At 60.1% G+C, this 21,628-nt stretch carries 22 protein-coding genes and 1 pseudogene; 15 read left to right on the plus strand and 8 right to left on the minus strand.

Features of this window, described 5'->3' with window-relative positions:
* The first annotated feature begins 19 nt into the window (after window positions 1–19).
* The 7 genes from tssF to O3300_RS07085 all read left to right on the plus strand — a co-directional run bounded on the left by tssF (window position 20) and on the right by O3300_RS07085 (window position 9,285).
* Complete coding sequence (gene tssF / locus O3300_RS07055) at window positions 20–1,825, plus strand: type VI secretion system baseplate subunit TssF (protein ID WP_305052549.1); 1,806 nt, start codon at window positions 20–22, stop codon at window positions 1,823–1,825.
* The gene (tssG, locus tag O3300_RS07060) at window positions 1,825–2,814 is read left to right on the plus strand and encodes a type VI secretion system baseplate subunit TssG (protein WP_305052550.1); all 990 of its coding nucleotides are present in this window, start codon (window positions 1,825–1,827) and stop codon (window positions 2,812–2,814) included. Before tssF ends, tssG begins: the two co-directional genes overlap by 1 nt.
* A gap of 29 nt (window positions 2,815–2,843) precedes the next feature.
* Window positions 2,844–3,098, plus strand: coding sequence for a PAAR domain-containing protein (locus tag O3300_RS07065; RefSeq protein WP_092605755.1), 255 nt, complete (start codon window positions 2,844–2,846; stop codon window positions 3,096–3,098).
* Between the two features lie 12 nt (window positions 3,099–3,110).
* Window positions 3,111–5,708 (plus strand): type VI secretion system Vgr family protein, encoded by a 2,598-nt coding sequence (locus O3300_RS07070; protein ID WP_305052551.1) that lies wholly within the window; start codon window positions 3,111–3,113, stop codon window positions 5,706–5,708.
* Window positions 5,705–7,615 (plus strand): triacylglycerol lipase, encoded by a 1,911-nt coding sequence (locus O3300_RS07075; RefSeq protein ID WP_305052552.1) that lies wholly within the window; start codon window positions 5,705–5,707, stop codon window positions 7,613–7,615. The genes O3300_RS07070 and O3300_RS07075 overlap by 4 nt, the downstream gene beginning before the upstream one ends.
* Window position 7,616: 1 nt before the next feature.
* Entirely contained in the window at window positions 7,617–8,723 is a 1,107-nt protein-coding gene (locus O3300_RS07080; protein WP_305052553.1) for a T6SS immunity protein Tli4 family protein, read from the plus strand.
* Window positions 8,724–8,805: 82 nt separating this feature from the next.
* On the plus strand, window positions 8,806–9,285 hold the full coding sequence (locus O3300_RS07085; protein WP_305052554.1) for a GNAT family N-acetyltransferase: 480 nt from the start codon (window positions 8,806–8,808) through the stop codon (window positions 9,283–9,285).
* Window positions 9,286–9,289: 4 nt separating this feature from the next.
* On the opposite strand, the gene O3300_RS07090 is transcribed toward O3300_RS07085, so the two are convergent.
* From O3300_RS07090 to O3300_RS07115, 6 genes are all read right to left on the minus strand, one after another.
* Window positions 9,290–9,451 carry a hypothetical protein gene (locus tag O3300_RS07090; protein ID WP_251348185.1) on the minus strand — a complete coding sequence of 54 codons (162 nt, stop codon included), beginning with the start codon at window positions 9,449–9,451 and terminating at the stop codon, window positions 9,290–9,292.
* Entirely contained in the window at window positions 9,444–9,821 is a 378-nt protein-coding gene (locus O3300_RS07095) for a DUF2750 domain-containing protein (protein WP_305052555.1), read from the minus strand. The genes O3300_RS07090 and O3300_RS07095 overlap by 8 nt, the downstream gene beginning before the upstream one ends.
* Window positions 9,811–10,095 carry a hypothetical protein gene (locus O3300_RS07100; RefSeq protein ID WP_305052556.1) on the minus strand — a complete coding sequence of 95 codons (285 nt, stop codon included), beginning with the start codon at window positions 10,093–10,095 and terminating at the stop codon, window positions 9,811–9,813. The genes O3300_RS07095 and O3300_RS07100 overlap by 11 nt, the downstream gene beginning before the upstream one ends.
* A gap of 1 nt (window position 10,096) precedes the next feature.
* The gene (locus tag O3300_RS07105) at window positions 10,097–10,486 is read right to left on the minus strand and encodes an Imm1 family immunity protein (RefSeq protein WP_305052557.1); all 390 of its coding nucleotides are present in this window, start codon (window positions 10,484–10,486) and stop codon (window positions 10,097–10,099) included.
* Window positions 10,483–12,135, minus strand: a complete 1,653-nt coding sequence (locus O3300_RS07110; RefSeq protein ID WP_305052558.1) for a SulP family inorganic anion transporter — start codon at window positions 12,133–12,135, stop codon at window positions 10,483–10,485. Before O3300_RS07110 ends, O3300_RS07105 begins: the two co-directional genes overlap by 4 nt.
* A gap of 67 nt (window positions 12,136–12,202) precedes the next feature.
* A complete protein-coding gene (locus O3300_RS07115) occupies window positions 12,203–12,784 on the minus strand; it encodes a TetR/AcrR family transcriptional regulator (protein WP_305052559.1) in 582 nt (193 codons plus the stop codon).
* A gap of 127 nt (window positions 12,785–12,911) precedes the next feature.
* Between O3300_RS07115 and O3300_RS07120 the strand changes: the two genes are divergently transcribed.
* Window positions 12,912–13,889 (plus strand): SDR family oxidoreductase, encoded by a 978-nt coding sequence (locus O3300_RS07120; protein WP_305052560.1) that lies wholly within the window; start codon window positions 12,912–12,914, stop codon window positions 13,887–13,889.
* 141 nt (window positions 13,890–14,030) lie between these two features.
* Complete coding sequence (locus O3300_RS07125) at window positions 14,031–16,364, plus strand: PAS domain S-box protein (protein WP_305052561.1); 2,334 nt, start codon at window positions 14,031–14,033, stop codon at window positions 16,362–16,364.
* Here O3300_RS07125 and ligD read toward each other — a convergent pair.
* Window positions 16,348–17,268, minus strand: a pseudogene (ligD, locus tag O3300_RS07130) (non-homologous end-joining DNA ligase); the annotation flags it as partial. The gene O3300_RS07125 and the pseudogene ligD sit on opposite strands and share 17 nt — an antisense overlap.
* 281 nt (window positions 17,269–17,549) lie before the next feature.
* Here ligD and O3300_RS07135 point away from each other — a divergent pair.
* The 6 genes from O3300_RS07135 to O3300_RS07160 all read left to right on the plus strand — a co-directional run bounded on the left by O3300_RS07135 (window position 17,550) and on the right by O3300_RS07160 (window position 20,815).
* On the plus strand, window positions 17,550–17,861 hold the full coding sequence (locus O3300_RS07135) for a hypothetical protein (RefSeq protein WP_077406305.1): 312 nt from the start codon (window positions 17,550–17,552) through the stop codon (window positions 17,859–17,861).
* 222 nt (window positions 17,862–18,083) lie between these two features.
* Window positions 18,084–18,437: a hypothetical protein gene (locus tag O3300_RS07140; protein ID WP_289897372.1), complete on the plus strand. Its 354-nt coding sequence runs from the start codon at window positions 18,084–18,086 to the stop codon at window positions 18,435–18,437.
* A 41-nt stretch (window positions 18,438–18,478) separates the two neighbouring features.
* Window positions 18,479–18,811, plus strand: a complete 333-nt coding sequence (locus tag O3300_RS07145; protein WP_289897371.1) for a hypothetical protein — start codon at window positions 18,479–18,481, stop codon at window positions 18,809–18,811.
* 205 nt (window positions 18,812–19,016) lie between these two features.
* Entirely contained in the window at window positions 19,017–20,039 is a 1,023-nt protein-coding gene (locus O3300_RS07150) for a serine hydrolase (protein WP_305052562.1), read from the plus strand.
* A gap of 115 nt (window positions 20,040–20,154) precedes the next feature.
* Window positions 20,155–20,493, plus strand: coding sequence for a hypothetical protein (locus O3300_RS07155; RefSeq protein WP_099667380.1), 339 nt, complete (start codon window positions 20,155–20,157; stop codon window positions 20,491–20,493).
* 55 nt (window positions 20,494–20,548) lie between these two features.
* Window positions 20,549–20,815 (plus strand): hypothetical protein, encoded by a 267-nt coding sequence (locus tag O3300_RS07160; RefSeq protein WP_152257397.1) that lies wholly within the window; start codon window positions 20,549–20,551, stop codon window positions 20,813–20,815.
* Between the two features lie 80 nt (window positions 20,816–20,895).
* Here O3300_RS07160 and O3300_RS07165 read toward each other — a convergent pair whose 3' ends face one another.
* Entirely contained in the window at window positions 20,896–21,372 is a 477-nt protein-coding gene (locus O3300_RS07165) for a fasciclin domain-containing protein (protein ID WP_257219082.1), read from the minus strand.
* Between the last annotated feature and the right edge of the window lie 256 nt (window positions 21,373–21,628).

The raw sequence follows: 21,628 nt of genomic DNA on the forward strand, positions 1-21,628 counted from the left end.
AAGACACAGGAAATGAGAGATGGAGGACTTGCTGCCGTATTTCGAACGCGAGTTGGTGATGCTGCGGCGACATTGCCGTGAGTTCTCCGAACGCTATCCGAGAATCGCCGGCAAATTGCACATGTCCGGCGAATCTTGCGAAGACCCGCACGTCGAACATTTGATCGAATCGGTGGCCATGCTGGCGGCGCGTATCTCGAAACGACTCGATGACGACTATCCGCAATTTACCGAAGCCTTGTTCGAAGCCTTGTTCCCCCATTATCTGCGCCCCTTTCCATCGTGCACTATCGTGCACCAGCCCACCATAGCTGCTGGAGCGGGTGTCTTGCGCCTGTCGGCCGGCAGTGAAATGGACGCAACGCCTGTGCGCGGCGTGCGCTGCCGCTTCAAGACGGTCTACGACATGACGACAGGAGTATCGGTACTGGAAAGCGCAGTTTTCGATGCGATGATCAAGGCGCCGCCAGGCGTGCGCCTGCCAGCATCGGCCAGTTCCTCGCTGAACATCGGCATCCGGCATCTCGATACGGCGCCCGCATCACTGCGCGTTTTCATCGATGGCGAAGCTTCTTTTTCCGCCGCCTTGCGCGATGCCTTGTTCATGCAGACCGTCTGTGCTTTTGTATCAATTGACGCGGTGCAATGGATAGCCTTGCCCGCCTTGCCTCTGACGCCCGTCGGCTTCGGCGACACGGATGCCTTGATACCTTTCGGTGCCCGTTCGCAGCCGGCCTACCGCATCCTGTGCGAGTATTTTGCGTATCCGGAAAAATTCAACTTCTTTGACATCGATATCGCGGCGCTGAGTGCGGCCCTGCCGCCTGGTTGCCAGCGCTTTACCCTGCATCTGTGCATGGCCGGTTTGCGACCCGATTCCGCTGCGGCGCGCATGTTGTCCAGTATTTCCAGCGAAAACTTAAGGCTGGGCTGCAGTCCGGCGGTCAATCTCTTCCGCCAAGAAGGCGTGCCTATCGCCGTTACCCGGCAGAAAACCGACTACTCCGTGCTAGCCCATGCCACCCATGCCCATGGATACGAAGTCGTCACTGTCGATGCTGTGCGTTTGCTGCGCCAACGGGGAGGGGAAAGCACGCTGACCGAATTTCGCCCGCTGTACAGCCTGCGCCATGGCGAGGGCGCGGCGCAACAGGGCCATTACTGGGTCGTACGCCACGACATGGCTTTGGCCATCAACAGTCCTGGCCACGAAAAGAAAATCACGCTGGTCGATAGCGACTTCAATCCCTTGATCCATGAAAAGGCCAGCCTGTCGCTGTCGCTGACCTGCAGTAACCGCGATCTTCCCCTTGCACTCAAATACGGCCAGCCGCAAGGAGACTTGCAACCGTGCGGCGGCGGATCTGCACTGCACATGCTGCGACGCCCCAGCCAGCCGCGCCGCTTCTCGCCGGGCGCGGGTTTGCACTGGCGACTGATTTCGCACCTGACGCTGAATCATCACGCGCTGGTCCAGGAGGGCCTGCCGGCACTACGTGAAATGCTGACGCTGTATGACCTGTCCCAATCGGCAAGCTCGCAACGCCAGATCGGCGGCATCGTCGCGCTGTCGCACTCGCCGACCACGACATGGCTGCGACACAAGCGCGGCACCTCGCTGGCGCATGGCGTGGAGGTACGCATCACACTTGACGAGGAAGCGTTCGTCGGCAGCGGCATATACCTGTTTGTGCAGGTTATCGATCATTTCCTTGGGTTGTATGTGCAAATCAACAGTTTCATCGAACTGGTGGCGCTGTCAAGGCAAAGCGGAGAGGAGCTGATCCGATGCAAACCAAGAAGCGGACTGCAGAATCTGGTGTAATGCTCGGCTTGTTGGCCGAGCCCTACCGCTACCAGTTCGTGCAGGCGGTGCGTATTCTGCTGTGCTGGCTAAGTCAGCAGAACGTGTCCCATGCGCAAGCCTTCGACCAGGTGCTGCGCTTCAAGAACAGCCTGTCGTTGAATTTTCCGGCCAGTGAAATCGAACGGCTTTCACTTGACGACAATGAACAGCTGACTCTGATACCGACGTTCATGCGTTTTCTGGGCGTCGGCGGCACCTTGCCCATGCACCACTCGGAACGCATCGCCGCCTACCGCTTGTCGGGCCAAGACGCTGGCGTCTCGGCCTTCCTCGATATCTTTTCGCACCGCATGGTCGCGCTGTATTACCAGGCGTGGGAAAAGTATCGACTGGAATCCACGATGCAGACCCGGGCAGCGGATGCACAATTGCCTTTGCTGACGGCACTGGCCGGGGTGCGGCGCGCTGCGCTGCCGTCGAGTGGCGAAACTGATGCCGTGACGCAGGATGTCGCGGCCTGGTACGCGGGTCTGCTGCGCTGCCGCCCCGTCTCCGCGCAAGCGATCGGCCCCGTGCTGGCCGAGTACTGCGGCGTACCAGTCGTCCTGCAACAATTTGTCGGTAGCTGGGACTACCTGGAAAAAAACCGCCGCAGCCTGCTAGGCAATGTCAACTTTACCCTGGCGCGCGGCGCAACGCTTGGCCTGCGGCTTTGGCGCCATGACATGCGCGTGTGCCTGCATATCGGCCCGCTGGATCCCGCCGGCCTGCAACGCTTCCTGCCGCGCAGTGCAGGGGCGGTGGCACTGGCAAAGATGCTGGCGCTGTTTGGCGTACCGGACTTGCAATTTGAAATACGGCTGATATTGAGTCCGCCATGCATTACTCCCCTGCTTCTGAGCTCCAACCCTGCGGAAAGGCGCCGCCTGGGCTGGACGACATTCCTGCAGGCAGCACAAAACAAGGTACACGGCGCGGAAGTGCGCTATTTGCTGCAGCTGGCTTGAGCAGCTCACACCTGGAAAGTGAGGCAAGCATGAAACATGCGGGACGCGGCGTCATCCGGCTCGGAGACGCAACCGATCACGGTGGCAAGGTCACCAGCGCATCGTCCGGCAGCACCGTCATGGGGAAGACTGCGGCGCTGGCTGACGACACAACGTTCTGCCCCAAGTGCAAGGGCAGTTTTCCGATCACGCCGGATGGCGCCGGCGCAAAACACATGGGCAAGCCGTACGCCTATGACGGCGATGCCACCGCCTGCGGCGCCCACCTGATCACATCCCTGTAACGGAGGCAGGCCATGCATGCAAGCATCCAGGCGGCACTGTCGGCCATCGACCTCGCCGCGCAAGACCGGCGCCTGCTGAAGATCGAGTTCCCCCATGAAGATGGGCCAGCCGGCGCCATCCTGCTGGTCAATTCGCTGACGGCCAGGGAGGAGGTGTCGCGCGACTTCCGTTTCGAGGCCGAACTGCTGTCCGATGACGCGCATATTGCGCTCAAAGCCATGATGGGCCGCATGGTCACCATTTCCATGGTGCGCGACGATGGCACGCTGCGCCACTTTAACGGCTACGTGGGCGAGTTTTGCTTGTTGCGCGCCGATGGCGGCTTTGCGTGGTACCGCATGGTGCTGCAACCATGGCTGGCCTTCGCCCGGCTGCGTCAGGACAACGTGTCCTTTCATGGCCAAAGCGTGATGCAGCTGACCGAGACGACCTTTGCCCATTACGATCAGCGCGACTGGAAAACCAGCATCCATGGCGCCGATCCGCAGATCACCTGCGCCAACCAGCACAATGAAACGGACTACAACCACCTGCACCGGCGCTGGGAGGCGCTGGGCTGGCATTACTGGTACGAGCACCGCGCCGATGGCCATACGCTTTGGCTCGCAGACAACAGCACCTTGGCAGACATGATCGCCACGGCATCCGGCGAAGGCGCCATGCATTTCCACTCCGAGTCGGGTTCCATGGAAGACGATGGCCTGCAACAGTGGCAAGCCGTGCGCCGGCTCGGCTCCGGGCAGCTGACCTTGGCCAGTTTCGACTATAAAAATCCCCAACCGCGCCTTGCCAGCGGCTACTCCCTGAATCGCCAGGGTGATGTATTTGCCCACGAGCTATATGAAAACACGGGCGCCTATGGCTATAAGAATATCGATGAGGGAGAATCCCTGGCGCAACGCCGCATGGAAGAAAGCGACCATTTGCGCCAGTATTTCGAGGCGGCCGGCAATCACCGTGGCGCACAGCCAGGCCTTTGTTTCCGGCTCGATGGACATTTCAGCGCCGAGGAAAAACGCTGCCAGCCCGGCCAGGAACGCCCTGACAGCATTGCCGAACGCGAGTACCTGATCCTGTCAGTCGTGCATAGCGCCAGCAATAATTATCAGGTTGGCCCCGGCACACCTTCCCACTATGTCAACAAGTTGGTATGCGCACGTCGGGACATCCGCTGGCGGCCGGGCCGCAGCTACAACAGCACGCCATGCATCGTTGCCGGCGTGCAGACGGCGCTGGTCGTCGGGCCGGCCGGGGAGGAAATCCATACCGATGCACTGGGACGCATACGCCTGCAATTCCACTGGGACCGCCTGGGTGAATTCGATGAGCACAGTTCCCCATGGATACGGGTCATGATGCCGATGGCGGGACCGCAAATGGGGCAAATCGCCTTGCCGCGCGTGGGCCAGGAAGTCGTCGTGCAATTCCAGGACGGCAATATCGACCACCCCATCGTCATTGGTGTAGTCTACAACAGCGCCAATCCGCCGCCGTGGCAATTGCCGCAGCAACGTGCCCTGTCCGGCTTGCGCAGCCGCGAACTGGGCGCCCGCAGCGCCAACCATCTCGTGCTCGACGATACCAAGGGGGCGATCCAGGCGCAGCTGCGCAGCGAGCACCAGGATAGCCGGCTTTCATTGGGCAACATCACCCGCATCGACGACAACGCAGGCCGCAAGGAGGCGCGCGGTGTGGGTTTTGAATTGGCCAGCAACGCCTGGGGCGCCCTGCGCGCGGCCAAAGGCATGCTGATCACTACCGAAACGTCGACAGGCGGTGGCTCGGTCAAACAACTCGACGAAACACAGGCTCGCCTGGCGCAAGCACGCCAATTACAGCAAGGCTTGGCCAGCATGGCCGTCGACGCCGGCGCGCAAGACAGCGCAGCACAACAAGGCGCCGTGGCCGAATCCATCCAGCGGCAAAACGCTGCCATCAAGGGGAGCGCCGGCGATTTCCCTGAGCTGTCCGAACCGCATCTACTGCTGGCCAGTCCGGCCGGCATCGAGCTGAGCACGGCCCAGTCGATTCACTTGGCCGCCAGCGAGCATGTGGCGCTCACCAGCAGCAAGAATATTTCACTCGCCAGCGGCGACAGCCTGTTTGCCAGCATCGCTAGGACCTTCAGCCTGTTCGTGCACAAGGCTGGCATGAAACTGATCGCCGCCAGCGGCAAGGTGTCCATCCAGGCCCACAGCGACGAGGTGGAAATCCTCGCCCAGAAAGTCTTGTCTCTGATCAGCGAAGCGGACTGGGTCAACATCAAGGGCAAGAAAGGCGTACGCCTGCACGGCGCCAACCACATGCTGGAAATCAGCGACAAAGTGCAGTTCTTTACGTCCGCCCCTGTGCTCTTCAACGGCAACCTGGAAACCTTGGCGCCAAAGAGCGTGTCGCAGGAATTTAATGAGAGGCCAATAACCCGTTTTGATCAGGCCGTGCGGCTACTGCAAGTCGATGGTACACCTGCCCCTGATATAGCTTTTGAGTTAATACGCGAAGATGGCCACAAAATCAGCGAAAAGAGTAGCAGTGATGGACACACCCCTGTACAGAAAGGGGATGGCATGGATAGCTACACAATACGCTACAAGGGAGAACTTCCATGAGTGACGATACGGACTTGAATAAGCACGGCAATCACCAAGGCGAGTTTCGGCAGACTGTTGGCGGATGGGCGGAATACACAGTTAATCTGACTGAAATAAAAGATACGATTCGTCATGACGTAACTATTCCACCCAAGAAAATAATTCCTATCATATTTCTACCTGGGGTTATGGGTAGCAATTTACGCATGAGCAAGACACGTCAAAAAGAACTGGATAAAACCGACAACATCGCCTGGAGGCCAGATGATATGTTGGATGCTGTAGGAAAAATTAATGCAGTCGAAGGCAATGGAATTGGCGGGTGGTTTAGAACTGCATCACCGGCGCAGCGCCAAATGGCCCTAGATCCAAATGAAACCGAGGTTGAATACTATATATACACCGAAAACAAAGGTAGATTTGAACCTAGTGGAAGCATTACAGTGACTTCTGATACACGGCATAAAAACATTCCGCATGATCTTCCTGAAGTTCCGCCATTAATTACTATCAGCAAGAAAAAACGAGCAGAAAATGCATCCTACAAGTCACCAGGCGTACTGGACACCTACCTTTCTCCGGATGTGCGTGAAACACCGGCACAAATTGCCCGTTGGCGAGGTTGGAGTGAAGTACTTTTTACCGGCGCCTATGGAGAAATGCTAAAAACTACAGAATTTTTCATGAACAACATAATAAAAAAAGGAGAAGTATTACCTAACTGGCGACAAAAATCATCAAAAAGTGAAAAAAGTTCACATCCTGAAATTACATCGCTGTTGATGAAAAATCCTCAGGAATTTGGGGCATCCTCTGGCGCGACCATTACCGAGGCAGATCTTAAAACAATAGCTCCGTGCTGGTACCCCGTTCATGCCATGGGCTACAATTTCTTGAAGAGCAATGCAGACTCCGCAAAAGTCATTGCGGAGCGAATACGTGGTCTTGTCGCAGGATACGAGAAATGCGGTTTTAAATGTAAAGAAGTAATCCTGGTCACGCATAGTATGGGCGGGTTATTAGCGCGTGCCTTGATACATCCAAACTATGGCAACCTAGTTAATGACAAAAATATCAATATACTAGGTATTTATCACAACGTCATGCCATCGACAGGCGCAGCAGGCGCGTATAAACGCATGCGGTTCGGATTCAAGGAAAATTCTGGCTTTAAGGCGGACGTCGAAGCAAAAATTCTTGGTATCGATGGCAAACATGCCACAGCCGTCCTGGCGAACGCACCTGCTCCATTAGAAATGATGCCAGGCACAGCCTATGGTTCGAACTGGCTTAAAGTGATCGATGCAAAAGACCAAGTACTGTGGAGCTGGCCTTCTGACAAACAAACGGCATTAGAAAGTATTTATCTGCAGCCGGCCGGTAACTGGTGGCGCCTGATCAATCCACTATGGATAAATCCCGCAAATATCCCTGATGGCCGAGGCGGCGGTTTGGGAAATGTAAAGAAAAGATTAACAGAAGCTTCTATTTTTTCAAAATCAATAGAAAATTCATTTCACAACTTAACCTATGCCAGTTATTGCGACTCAAAAGAATTTCTTAGTTACGGAGAAATAGTTTTCAAAGTCATTGACGGAATGAATGAAGGACTATTTGACTTTTCAAAAAAAGATCAAGTCCCTTCGGCAGAAAAATGGAAATTACTTAGTGACGATGCGAAGGGAACACTGACCGTTCAAGCTGGATCACGCGTATTGAAACTAAAACTACAAACAGCGGCATCACCCGGCGACGACACTGTTCCCGCAACCCATTCAGCTCAACATATTAAAGGCAATCTTTTCCGCCACGGGCAGAAAGAAGGCACCGGCTATAAACATCAGGATAGCTACGCAGACAAAAAAGTCTTGGCATCGATGATTTATTCCATAGTTCAGATCGCAAAAAAATCAGATTGGTCTTGAAATGAAAACCCTATTTAGAAAAATATTTATTTTCACAATTATTACATCCTCAATAAACGCTTGCACACAAACCTACACAGACAAGGAGGAAATCGTGCCTGGAACTGTAAAATTAAATGATCGCCTGACAACCATATTTTCAAAAACAAAACTATTGTGCTTTGGTCGCTATGCCTTGAAAGTTCCAATAGGAACAAAATTAATAATTGGAAGTGGGGATATTAACATAATTGAAGCAAACTCAGAAAAAGTCGCATCTATAATTAATGAGGACATAGAAAGAATATATTTTAAAGATGAAACTGCGGAAATAACTTACAAAAAAGAAGGCCCCATCGAAAATAGCTGGCAGTTACGCTATTATGAAAGCAGCATAGCCAAGGAATTTAATCTTTTCTTTTTTCGAACCTATATCACCAAAGGGAATTTCACATTCATCGCAGGAGATGCCGTATCGAATGGGCAACGAGAGGAAGATGTGGCTAAACGTCAGCATATTCTCGCCAAAAATATTCGATTGCGTGATGAAGAGGAGGTTCCTGAAGATCCCGGGCTTTGCCTCGAACATGGTTTTTTGGCGGAACAATTATATAAGACGCAAGAAATCGATAGTGCAGGTATTTATATTCCAAGTCTTCCAGATGTGCGTTTTTCCATCAGCTCAAACAAGGATGCATACGGCGATTATCCACCCGAACAGTTTGAGAAAGAGGAACGGGAAGAGTTATCTTTGCTTAACCGCATACAAAGTGCAAAAGATATACAGGGGAGCAATTATCCCAAGCGCACCTTGCTACGCGAAGGCAAGCGCACCGTTCAACACTGGAAAGGCGAAGAGTCGCTGATACGGCGTACCGATGGTGTCCATGATTTTGAATGGGCATTGGTAGGCAAACCGAAAGACATCGCAAATCCGTCCGTACTGGAAGTCAAGATGTACACCAAAGTCGCCCACAACATGGTCGGTGCCGCCGAAGCATCATCGCTGAGCGACGAGGAGGCTATCGCCTTGTGGGACAAGCTGCTGTCCGGCCTGAAGTTCCGGGTAAAAGTACCGGGTGCACCGCCGGGGTCCTACTATATCGATCCGGACAAGCCGGCGCAGTGACGGCTGGCTGAGCGCAGCATGAACTCTTGCTGGCGTGCTGCCAGCCATTGCGCTAGCATGGCCTTTTGCCCGGAAAGCGTCCATGACCATCACCCTGCGTCCCGCCCTTGATTCCGATATCGATGCCCTGTGGGCCCTGCGCACGGTGGCCGTGCGCGTCAGTTGCGCCACGCATTATGCGCCGGAGCAAATTACTGCGTGGACGGCTACACCTGTGCCGCGGGCGTATGCCGCCATGCTGGCCGCGGGTGGTGGCGTCGTGGCGATGCAGGGAGAAGCCATTGCCGGCTACGCCATGCTCGATGCGGACAAGCAGGAAGTGGAGGCCGTGTTCGTCGATCCGGCGCGCGCGGGACTCGGCATCGGCAAGCGGCTGCTGGCGGCGCTGGAGCAGCTGGCGCGCGGGCGCGGCATTGCGCGTCTGCACCTGTCCGCATCGCTCAATGCCGTGCCGTTTTACCGGGCCGCAGGGTTTATTTCCTTGCGAGAGGAAGCGTATGCGCACCCCAGCGGCATCAGCCTGGCCAGCGTGGCGATGGAAAAGGCGCTGGCGGCCGCCTGAGCCTTCAGTCCTGGCCGGCTTCGGACTCGGCCAGGCATTGCTGCAGTTTCGCGATCAGGGCGCGCACCTCGTCGCCGCCCAGGTCCAGCGGGTCGCCTTGCGCGCCGACGGCGATCAGGCAGATGGCCGAGCCGTCATACCAGGCGTCCAGGCGTTCCTCATTCATATTGCTCTGATTCATGTTGCACATCGCTCAGCAAATCGGCAGGCTCTGCGATGCTGGCGCTGCCTTGCGGCACGGGAAACACGAAAGCCAGCTGTTTATTCTCCGCCATGCCGGGCAGCCATTTAGCCAGAAAATCATCGAGAGCGATGGCACGCGGCTGGAAATGTTCCCAGTCGCCGCTGGCGCACGCTTGCGCGAATGCCGCTTCCGGCCAGAACGGTATCGCCACCTTGCCGTCAAGCTGCGCCGTGGCCCAGCCGTCATGGTGCAAACCCCACACTTCTTGCGTATCGGCTACCTTGCGCACAAAGTAGGCATGGCGCTCGGCGGACGGCAGCCCCGCCACCTGTTTGAACTTGTCAGGATGCATGCTCGTCCCCTGCCTCGTCCCATACCCGCAGCTGCGGCGTGCACCAGCCCGTCACCATGTCGAGGGCGTCCAGTATCACGTCTTCCAGCGGCCCTTCCGGCGCGCCGTCCTCCATAGACGGACGCAATTCCTGCAGCAAGGCCGCCACTTGCGCGGCCTTCACGCCGCTGGCGCGGTAGCGCAGCAGGATGGCGTGCAGCGTCAATAACTCTGCCCTGGCGTCCAGCGCGGCCAACAAGTCCTTGTCGATATCGGCGATGATGGTTTGCGGCATGTCAATCCGCCTCCCACGCGATGGCGGCCGGCCGCGCCCCGCCTGTCTTGAAGAACGCAACAAACGCCCGTTGGCATTCTTCCACCTCCACGCACCACGCTTCCGGATACTCGTCCACCTGGCCATTGGCCAACAGGTAGCTGCAGCCGCCGTCCGCCTCTTCGTCGCCCAGCGAGTGAAAACTCAGGTCGTCCTGTCCCGACAGATACATCAGCCAGGCATTGCCGCCATTGCGCAGCATGCACAGGGCCGGGCCCTGTTCCGCATCCGTGGCCAGGGTCAGCCACAGTTCGCACTGGGCCAGAGTTCGCGCCTCCTGCAGCGCCTGTTCCAGCGCAGCAATGGTGTCAACGGCGCGCGGTTCGCCATGCAGATTCAGTTCCATCGTCATGCCGGTTCTCCACTCTTTTTCCCGCTCAAATCGTTTGTCGCCAGCGCCGTGCTCAGGTACAGCTTGCCGCTCAAGTCTTTCAATAAACTGCTCTGGCGCAAACGGTCCATCACGGGTCCCTTCACTTCGGCCAGGTTCAGGCTGATGCCGCGCTTGGCCAGCGCGCTATTGAGTTCGATCAAGCCCAGCAAGGCCGTGCTGTCGATCTGGTTGACGGCTGACAGCACTAGCACCAGGTGGCGCGCCGTCGGGTGGCCGCGCAATTCGTCTTCCACCCTCTCCGTCACGGCCTCGACATTGCCGAAGAACAAGCCCGCATCTATGCGCAACAGCAAGACGTCCGGCAAGGTTTGCGCTTCATAGCGCTCCACGTTGCGGAAGTGCTCACTGTTCGGGATACGCCCCAGGACGGCGATGTGCGGGCGGCTGGCGCGCCAGATCAGGGTGCCCATCGACAACAGCACGCCGATCACCACGCCTGCTTCCACGCCCAGCACCAGCACGCCGGCCGTCGTCGCCAACAGGGCCACCGCATCGCTGCGGTCGTAGCGCCACGACAGTTTCAAGGTATCCCAGTCCAGCAGGCTGGACACGGCAAAGATGATGGTAGCCGCCAGTACGGGCAGCGGCAGCAGGGCCAGCCAGCCCGTGGGCGCCACCAGCGCCAGCGCCAGCAAGCCGGCCGTGATGATGCTGGCCAGCGGCGTGTTGGCGCCCGCCTGGAAATTGACGGCCGAGCGCGAAATCGACCCCGTGACGGGAAAGCCGCCCGACAGCGCGCTGGCCACGTTGGCCGCGCCCAGGCCCAGCAGTTCGCGGTTGGTATGCAGCTTTTCGCCCCGTTTTTGCGCCAGGGTCTGTGCGGCGGACATGCTCATCAGGAAGATGATGAAGGCGATCAAGAGCGCTGGCGACAGCAAAGTGCGCCAATGGGCGCTCGAGGTCGCCAGGTTCAGGCCCGGCAAGCCGCTGGGCACGTGGCCCGTCGTCTGCACGCCCATCGCTTCCAGGCCGCCATAGGCGACGAGCGCGATGCCGGCCAGCACCAGCGCCATCGGCGCCAGACGCGCGCCCACGTCGGCCGCCACCGGGTTCAGACCGCAGCGCCGCAGCAGGCGCGACGCGTACCGCTTGGCCAGCCACAGGAACAGCAGGCCGGACAATCCCAGCACGAGGCTGGGCGCATGCCAGTGGGGAAGCGTTGCCCCCAGCAAGGGCGTGATCTGCCCCCAGATGATCAATATCGCGGCGCCATTGCTGAAACCGCTGATCACGGGGCGCGACAGGAAACTGGCCATGAAACCCAGGCGCAGCACGCCGCACAGCAGCAGGACGAGGCCGCTGATGAAAGCCAGTTGGGCGGCCAGCACGATATACAGGGAGGAACCGGGGTCGGCCAGCGGCGCCAGTGCGGCGGCCGTCATCAGGGAAACGATGGCCATGGGGCCCACCGATTGCGTCATGCTGCTGCCGAACAGGGCGTACAGCACGGGCGGCAGGATGCTGGCGTAGATACCCACCACGGGCGGCAAGCCGGCCACCAGCGCGTAAGCCATGCCTTGCGGCACCATCATCATGGCGACCACGATACCGGCGGTGATGTCTCCGGCCAACAGAGGACGCCGGTATTGCCTGAGCCAGAGCAGCATGAATGATCCCGAAATCTGAAAACCGAAGCCTATCATGCGACGAGGCCGGCTGACAGGGGGCACGGGATCAGTCTTGCAGCAATTGCGCCTTCACGGCGTCGAGGATTTCCGCCGACAGGGACTCGTCATCGACGGAACGGGCCAGCACCATGGCGCCCACCATGGCGGCAAACGTGGCGATGGCCTGCTGGCGCCGCCGCTCCTGCGTGCAATCCGGCGCGCCGTCGGGCAGCAAGCCCTGCAGCAAAGCGAACTGCTGCTGCGTGGCCTGGGTAAACGCGGGACGCGCGCCGGGCGACATGCGCGCCACGTCGACGCCCATGGCCGCCGCCGGACAGCCGCCGCCGGGCTGGTCGCGGTGTTTCGGGGTGAGGTAGTTGTCGATAATCGCCGGCAGCGCCCGCTGCGGGTCGCTGGCGACCTTGGTCCGCCAGCCTTCCAGCGACTTATTCAAGGCATACTGGCACGCCTCGATCATCAAGTCTTCCTTGGACGCGAAATGGCCATAGAAGCCGCCATGCGTGAGGCCCGCGTTCTTCATCAGGTCGGCCACGCCGATGCCGTCATAGCCCTTTTCGCGGAACAACCTTGCCGCCACCTCCACGATGCGCTCGCGGTTCAGCGCCGCCTGCTCCCTGCTCACTTTCATGCTGCCCTCCCACATTTATGTCAACCATCATATAACTTTGCGCCCGTTTGCGCCACTCTGTTAGCAAGCGCACCGTGCGATGCGGGTGCCGCGCCGATACTGGATAGTCGTTTCCAGGGAGGCCAGCATGAACGAGAACAAGGACCAGTCCGCCGGCAATTTGCAGCGCAGCATCCAGCAGGAGCAGGACAGCCGAGATGCCGCCAGGCAAGATAAACGCGACAGCAAATCCCCCGTGCAGACGGGCAGCCGCAGCCACCCGGCGCCTCCCCTGCCCGCCCAGCACCTGGACAAGCCCGGCAGCGAGGCGCAGATGCAGCCGAAACCGCGTTTCCTGGCGCCCGACTACTGCGGCAGCGGCAAGCTGGCCGGCATGGTGGCCATCGTCACGGGCGGCGATTCGGGCATCGGCCGCGCCGTGGCCGTGCTGTATGCGCGCGAAGGGGCCGATGTCGCCATCATTTACCTGAACGAGCACGCGGACGCCCACGAAACGAAGCGCTACGTGGAAGCGGAAGGCCAGAGCTGCCTGTTGATTGCCGGCGACGTGCGCGACCAGGGCTTTTGCCAGCAAGCCGTCAGCCAGGTATTGGACAAGTTCAGCCATATCGACGTGCTGGTGAACAACGCCGCCTTCCAGGAACACGCCGAATCGCTGCTGGAGCTGAGCGAGGAACGCTTCGACCTCACCATGAAAACCAATGTCTACGGCTACTTTCACATGGCCAAGGCCGTGCTGCCCCACTTGCAGCGCGGTGCGTCCATCATCAACACGGGCTCCGTGACGGGCTTGCACGGCTCGAAGCACTTGCTCGACTATTCCACCACCAAGGGCGCCATCCATGCGTTCACCATGGCGCTGGCCGGCAACTTGCTGGACAAGGGCATCCGCGTCAACGCCATCGCGCCCGGCCCCGTGTGGACGCCGCTCAACCCGGCCGACAAGTCGCCCGAGGACATCCGGCAATTCGGCGCGGACACGGACATGCGCCGCCCGGCCCAGCCCGAGGAACTGTCGCCCGCCTACGTCTTCCTGGCCTCCCCCGCCTGTTCCAGCTATATCAGCGGCATCGTCCTGCCCGTCACCGGCAGCGCAGGGGATTGAGCGATGGCGCGCGGGAACTTGCACAAGACGGCCTGAACCACGCACCCGCTGCGGCAGCATCGCCAGGAAGATAAATGCATTGACTTTGGTCAAGCTTCTCGCTACGTTATGCACACAGCCTGCCGCCCGGCAAGCCCTGTCATGCGTGCGGAAAAAATGGATGCCGAGTTAGATCAGCTTATCCTCAGCGGCGCCCCTGGCGGCGTTGTCATCACGAGCGAAGACCATGTCGTCGTGCGCTGGACGGCGGGGGCGCAGCGCATTTTCGGCTATGCCAGCGACGAAGCGCTGGGCCGCACGCTGTGGGAACTGATCTCGCTGCCGGGACAGGCCGAAGCTGGCCCGCTGATCGCCGAGCAGCTGACCCTGCACGGCAGCTACGACCGCGAATCGCTGCGGCGGCGCAAGGATGGCGAGCTCATCTACGTCGACGTGGCTTGCCAGGCCGCACAGCGCGCACCGGACGGCCCCCGCTACCTGATTTCCACCATGAAGGACACGACCTTGCTGAAGGCGGCGCGCGACGCCCAGTTCGTCGACGCGCGCTACCGCGTGCTGTTCGAATCGACGCCGGACAGCGTCATCATGGTCAATGCGACGGGCGCCATCGTGCTGGCCAACCAGCAGGCGCAGCGCCTGTTCGGCTATGCGGAAGGCGAATTGAGCGGCAGGCAAATCGATAGCCTGCTGCCGCAACGCCTGCGCCATGCCCACGTGGGGCACCGCGCGCGCTATTTCGACCAGCCGCGCACGCGCACCATGGGCGCCGACCTGGAATTGCTGGGCTTGCGCAAAGACAACGTCGAATTCCCCGTGGAAATCAGCCTGTCGCCGATCCAGACGGAAATCGGCACCTTCGTCATCAGCGCCATCCGCGACGTCAGCGACCGCCGCCGGGCCGAGCAAAAGTTCCGCGGCTTGCTCGAATCGGCGCCGGACGCCATCGTCATCGTCAACGGCGATGGCGAGATCGTGCTCGTCAACTCGCAAACGGAACGCCTGTTCGGCTACTCGCGCGCGGAGTTGCTCGGGCGCAATGTTGAAGTGCTGATCCCGGCCCGCTATGCACACGATCATCCGCATCACCGCCAGTCCTTTTCCGCGGCGCCGCGCGCCCGCTCCATGGGCGCGGGCCTGGAACTGTACGGCTTGCGCCGCGACGGCACCGAGTTTCCCGTCGAAATCAGCCTGTCGCCGCTGGAAACGGAGGAAGGCGTGCTGGTCTCGTCGGCCATCCGCGACATCACGGAGCGCAAGCGCATCGAGCGCACGCTGAACGAACAGAAAATCGAACTCGAACGGGCCAGCCAGGCGAAGGACCGCTTTCTCACCAGCATGTCGCATGAATTGCGCACGCCGCTGAACGCCATCCTCGGTTTCGCCCAGCTGCTGGCCAATGAAGCCCTGCCCGCGACCGCGCTGCAAAAGCGCACCTTCGTGCAAAACATCGTCACCTCGGGCCGCCACCTGCTCACCCTGATCAATGAAATCCTCGACCTGGCGAAGATCGAATCAGGCAGCCTGAGCCTGTCGATGGAAGCGGTGACGCTGCCCGCGCTGATCGAGGAAGTGCGCGTGATGGTGGAAGAACAGGCGCAGCAGCGCCAGATTCACCTGGTGTTTCCGGCCTGCGAGGCGCTGACGCTCAGGGCCGACCATACGCGCCTCAAGCAAGTGCTGCTGAACCTGCTGTCAAACGCCATCAAGTACAACCGTCCGGCCGGCAAGGTGGAGCTGGAAGTCTCGCAGCCCGAGGCACAACGCGTGCGCATCGCCATCCGCGACACGGGCAAGGGACTGGACGATGCGCAGATGGCCGAGCTGTTCCAGCCGTTTAACCGCCTGGGACAGGAGGCGGGCAGCGAGGAAGGCACGGGCATCGGCCTGGTCGTCACCAAGCGCCTGGTCGAGCTGATGGGCGGCAACATGGGCGTGCACAGCTGCCTCGGCGTGGGCAGCGTGTTCTGGATCGAACTCGATACGATGGCTGCGCCGCCCGCCGGGCAGGCGGAAACGGAATGCCTGCCCGTAGCCGCCGGCGATGCCGTCGACGCCGGGGACGATGCCGGCGGCCAGGCGCTGCTGCTGTACGTGGAAGACAATCCGGCCAGCCTGCGCCTGGTGGAAGACATCGTCAGCTTCCTGCCCCACCTGTGCTTGATCTCAGCCACCGATGCGCGCCAGGGCATCGCGCTGGCGCTGGAACGCCGCCCCGACGTGATCTTGATGGATATCAACCTGCCCGGCATGAATGGAAACCAGGCGCAGCGCATCCTGCGCAACGATACGCGCACGGCGCACATCCCCGTCATCGCCTTGACGGCGAATGCCATGAAGGGCGATATCCGGCATGGCCTAGCCGCGGGGTTTTTCCGCTACCTGACCAAGCCCGTCGAAATCACCCTGCTCAATGCGGCCATCGAGGAAGCGCTGCAGCTGGCGCGCGCCGTCCTGCCGTTCAGGCAAGAGGACTGAAGGCCAGCTTTTTCATCGCCGCATCGAGTCCCTTCGCGCTGCGCGCATAACCATCCCACGGCGCGTTGCCCACGTCGAGACGGCTGTGGACATTGCCCACGGTCCATTGGTCGCCCGCTTTCAGCTGGTCGAGTTCCTCCCAGGCCAGCGGCACGGAGATGCCCAGCCCGGAACGCGTGCGGGCCGACCAGGCGCACACGGTGGTGGCGCCCCGGCCATTGCGCAAATAATCGATGAAAATCTTGCCGACCCGGTTGGCGGGACCGCTCTTGACGACAAAACGCGTCGGGATGTGCTGCGCCATGTGCGCCACGATGGCTTGCGAAAACGCCTTCACCGTCTCCCAGTCGTGTTGCGGGCGGATCGGCACGACCACGTGCAAGCCCTTGCCGCCGCTGGTTTTCAGGAACGCGGGCAAGCCCAGCTGCGTCAAAAAGGCACGCAGCAGCACGGCCGCTTCCCGGATGGCGGGCCAGGCCACGCCCTTGCCCGGGTCCAGGTCGAACACCAGGCGGTTCGGCGTGTCGTAGGCGCTGGCCAGCGCATTTTGCGTGTGAAACTCCACCACATTCCACTGCGCCGCCGCCAGCAAGCCTTGCAGGCTGGCCACGGCCAGCATGGGCGGGTGTCCGGGATCCAGCCGGGCATCGAGCTGTTTGACACCGGGCATGGCCGACGACTCCGCATGTTTCTGGAAGAACAGCTCGCCGCCCACGCCGGCCGGCGCGCGCACGAGCGACACGGGCCGGCCGCGCAGATGCACGAGCATCAGCCTGCCCACCAGCGCGTAATAGCGCACCAGGTCGATCTTCCTGGCGCCGCTGTCCCTGTCGATGACCCGGTCCGCATGGCTGACCCTGAAACTGGCCGGCAAGGCGCCGTCCGGCGTGGATGTGTTCTGCATCGTCTTCTCCCTGTCGATCGGGCCGCCGCCGGTGACGAATTCCTGGCACAGCCCGCATTTGAGCTTGACACCGTCCCCGGAACGGCGCGTGGCCTTGAGTCTGGGCCGCCGCGGCACCTGGCGCGGTACGCCAGCTAACAGAGCGCTCGCCCCGGCAAATGTAAGTGTTTGTAATTAGATCAAATCGTTGTCAACGCGATTGCCTTACGGCGCGTTTTTGGCCCAGTGACAGGGGAAATGCATCTCCTGAACTACAACCCCACTTCTCGAGGAACTGCACCATGAAAAAAGTAATCGCTACTCTGATCGCCGGCTTGTTCGCTACCGCAGCCTTTGCTCAAACGCCAGCCGTGCCTGCCAAGGCCGAAGCCAAGCACACCAAGGAAGTGGCAAAAGCGGAAGCCAAGGAAACCAAGGCCGTAGTCAAAGCCGATGCGAAAGAAGCAGCCGTTGCCGCCGATGCCAAGGCCGATGTCGCCAGCGCCAAGGCCGACGCAGCCGCCACCAAGGCAAAAGCCCATCACAAAGCGAAAAAAGCCAAAGCCAAGGCTGACGAAGCCAAGACTGAAGCAACCGCAGCAGCAGCCAAGTAAGTCCCTCCGCGCATTTTCAGCGCCACACAAAAAGACAGCTTCGGCTGTCTTTTTGCATTTTCATGCCACCTTCTTCAATGAACGTCGCTTAAATCACCTGATTGTAAGAAAGTGTAAACAAGGTCAACCATAACCTTTCGGGGCGCGTTTTCTGCTCAGTGACACGGGAATCATCCCGGCACCAACAGACATACCAGACAAACCACCACAGAGGACTGCACCATGAAAAAAGCAATTGTTACCCTGATCGCCGGCCTGTTCGCTACCGCAGCCTTTGCCCAAACCCCTGCCGCCCCGGCAGCGTCGGTCCCCGCCAAAGTGGAAGCGGCGCACACCAAGGCTGTCGTCAAAGCCGACGCCAAGGAAGCGCAAGCCGTCGTGAAAGCGGACGCAAAAGAAGCGAAAGCCGTCGTCGCCGCGAAAACGGAAGTGGCCAGCGCAAAAACGGAAGCAACTGCCACCAAGGCCAAAGCGCACCACAAAGCCAAGAAAACCAAGGCCAAGGCCGACGCAAAACTGGCTTCGGCCACCGCTGCAGCGCCAGCATCTGTACCAGCGCCAGCAGCCGCCAAGTAATCATCGACACATCATCACTTATCACTCGCCAGGAAAATAAAATGAAAAAAGTTATCGCTACCCTCATCGCCGGCCTGTTCGCTACCGCAGCCTTCGCCCAAACCCCTGCCGCCCCGGCAGCGTCGGTTCCCGCCAAGGCGGAAGCGGCCCACACGAAAGCCGTCGCCAAGGCAGAAGCCAAGGAAACCAAGGCTGTCGTGAAAGCGGACGCCAAGGAAGCGGTCGTCGCCGCCGATGCGAAAGCCGATGTCGCCAGCGCCAAGGCCGACGCCAAAGCCACCAAGGCCAAGGCCCATCACAAGGCCGCCAAAGCCAAAGTAAAAGCGGATGCGGCAAAAGCGGACGCCGCAGTTGCTGCCACACCGGCAAAGTAAGCCAAATGTAGCCACGGGAGCGCATCCGCCGGGTCTGCGCTTGCGTGGCCACTTCGCGTACCAGGGACAGCTTCGGCTGTCCTTTTTGCATGGCGCTCGTGCGGCGCGCCTTCACGCAAACTTCATCGAACAGGCCAGCTTGCGCGCGACAAAACGGCGCAATTGGGCGACACTGGCTATCCGACCATCGCCACGAAAGCTGTCCATGCGCCGCCTGCCGTTCTCACTATTGAGTGCCCTCTTCCTGTCATGCCCTGCCCTGGCGCAGGACAGCGCCCCCGCCACCCTCGATCAAGTCCTGCAAGCCCAGGACCGCGACAGCCATGGCGACTTGCGCGCCGTCGTCGTGCTGCGCGACGGGGCCATCGTCGCCGAGCGCTATTACAACGGCGAGACGGCCGACACCCTGCACGACATCCGCTCGGCCGGCAAGAGCATCACCGCGCTGCTGGTCGGTGCGGCCGTGGCGCGCGGCCAGCTGGCGACCACAAAAACGGTGGGCGGCTACTGGCCCGAAGTCGCTGCCAGCCCGGCGGGCAAGGTCGTCCTCGACGACTTGCTGACCATGCGTTCGGGCCTGGCCGCCTTCGATGAAGACGAACACTCGCCCGGCAATGAAGACAAGCTCGATGAAGCGCCCGACCCCGCCGCCTTCGTGCGCGGCGTGCCGGCCGCAACAAAGCCGGGCAGCATCTACCGCTACAACTCGCTGAGTTCGTACATTGCCGGGCGCGTGGTGGAAAACGCCAGCGGCGCCGACCTGGAAAACTACGCCGCCAAGGCGCTGTTCGCGCCGCTGGGCATCACGCGCTGGAGCTGGGGCCGCGACGTGGCACGCCACCCGAAAGGCCAGGGCAACCTGTCGCTGCGCGCACGCGACACGGCAAAAATCGGCCAGATGGTGCTGGACGACGGCGTATTTGACGGCAAGAGAGTGATCGACGCCGCCTGGCTCAAGGCAGCGCTGGCGCCGCGCGTGGCCATCGGCGCCGTCGACCGCTATGCCGACAGCTACGGCTATTTCTGGTACGCGAAGACGCAGGACGTGGCCGGGAAAAAGATCGCCGTGCATTTCGCCTCGGGCAATGGCGGCAACAAGATCTATGTGATACCGGCGCGCCGCATGGTGGTGAGCATCGCATCGAGCGCGTACGGCAAGGGCTACGGGCAGCGCCGTTCGGAAGACATCCTGAAAGCCATTTTGGCCGCGGATGCCACGCAGATGTAAGCGATTGTAATGACCGTCAACGCAAGCGTCCGGGGGCGCGTTTTATGCTCAGTGACACGGGAATCATCCCGGCACCAACAGACATACCAGACAAACCACCACTGAGGACTGCACCATGAAAAAAGTAATCGCTACCCTGATCGCCGGCCTGTTCGCAACCGCTGCCTTTGCTCAAACGCCAGCAGCTCCCGCAGCCTCGGTTCCCGCCAAAGTGGAAGCAGCCCACACCAAGGCCGTCGTCAAGGCTGACGCCAAGGAAGCGCAAGCCGTCGTGAAAGCGGATGCCAAGGAAGCGAAAGCTGTCGTCGCCGCCAAAACGGAAGTCGCCAGCGCAAAAACGGAAGCTGCCACCACCAAGGCCAAGGCGCATCACACTGCGAAAAAAACCAAGGCCAAGGCAGATGCCAAACTGGCGTCGGCCACCGCTGAAGCAGCGCCTGCAGCAAGCAAGTAATCCAGTCCATCAGCACCCGATTTTTATTCGCACCATTACCTTATAGGATTTCATCATGAAAAAAGTTATCGCCACCCTGATCGCCAGCCTGTTCGCCACCGCCGCTTTCGCCCAGACGCCAGCCGCACCTGCAGCACCGGCCGCTCCAGCAGCTTCTGCCGCCGCCGTCGCACCGGCAGCCAAGGCTGAAGCACCAGCCGCCGTCAAACCGGCCGCGCACAAGAAAGCCAAGCATCACAAGGCGAAGAAAGCAGCACCGGCAACGCCAGCAGCTCCGGCCGCAGCGGCAGCTTCCGCACCAGCAGCAGCGCCAGCCAAGTAATCGGCGCCATGCAGGCAAAAAAGACAGGGGTTTCCCTGTCTTTTTTTTTCGTCCGCTATTTCGTACTCTCTTTCGTCCGCTTATTTCGGCATCAAGACCGTGTCAATGACATTGATCACGCCATTCGATTGATACACATCATAGGTGCTGATGTTGGCGCTATTGCCGCCCTCGTCCATCACGACGATGTTGTGCATGCCGTTCATGGCGAACATCAGCTTGCCCCCGCTGGCCGTGGGCAGGGTCGCCTTCCCGTCATGCATCTTGATCTCCTTCGCCAGCGCCTTGAAGTCGTATTTGCCCGGTACCACGTGGTAGGTGAGGATTTTCGTCAGGGTCGCCTTGTTTTCCGGTTTCACCAGGGTGTCGACGGTGCCTGCCGGCAGCTTGCCGAAGGCCGCATTCGTCGGCGCGAACACGGTGAACGGGCCCTTGCCTTTCAAGGTATCGACCAGGCCGGCCGCCTTGACGGCAGCGACCAGGGTCGTGTGGTCGGCCGAGTTGACGGCGTTGTCGACGATGTCCTTGCTCGGGTACATGCTCTGGCCGCCCACCATGGTCGTCATGTCGGCGGCAAACGGGGCGCTGGCGGCCAGCAGGGAAGTAAAGGCGGTGACAAACAGTGCTGCGGGAATAAAGGTGCGCATGATGGTATCTCCTGGATGACTGCGTTTGCGTGATTGCAGGAGTACTTACGCGGCCTTGCCGCAAACGGATTCAACTCGCTGAAAACAAAAAAACGGCGCCGTGCAAGCGCACGACGCCGTTTTGACGATGTTTTCCTTGCCGCGGGCCGGACATGCCAGCCCGCGG

Source organism: Janthinobacterium sp. SUN206, from assembly GCF_030587305.1.
Taxonomy (GTDB): domain Bacteria; phylum Pseudomonadota; class Gammaproteobacteria; order Burkholderiales; family Burkholderiaceae_D; genus Janthinobacterium; species Janthinobacterium kumbetense.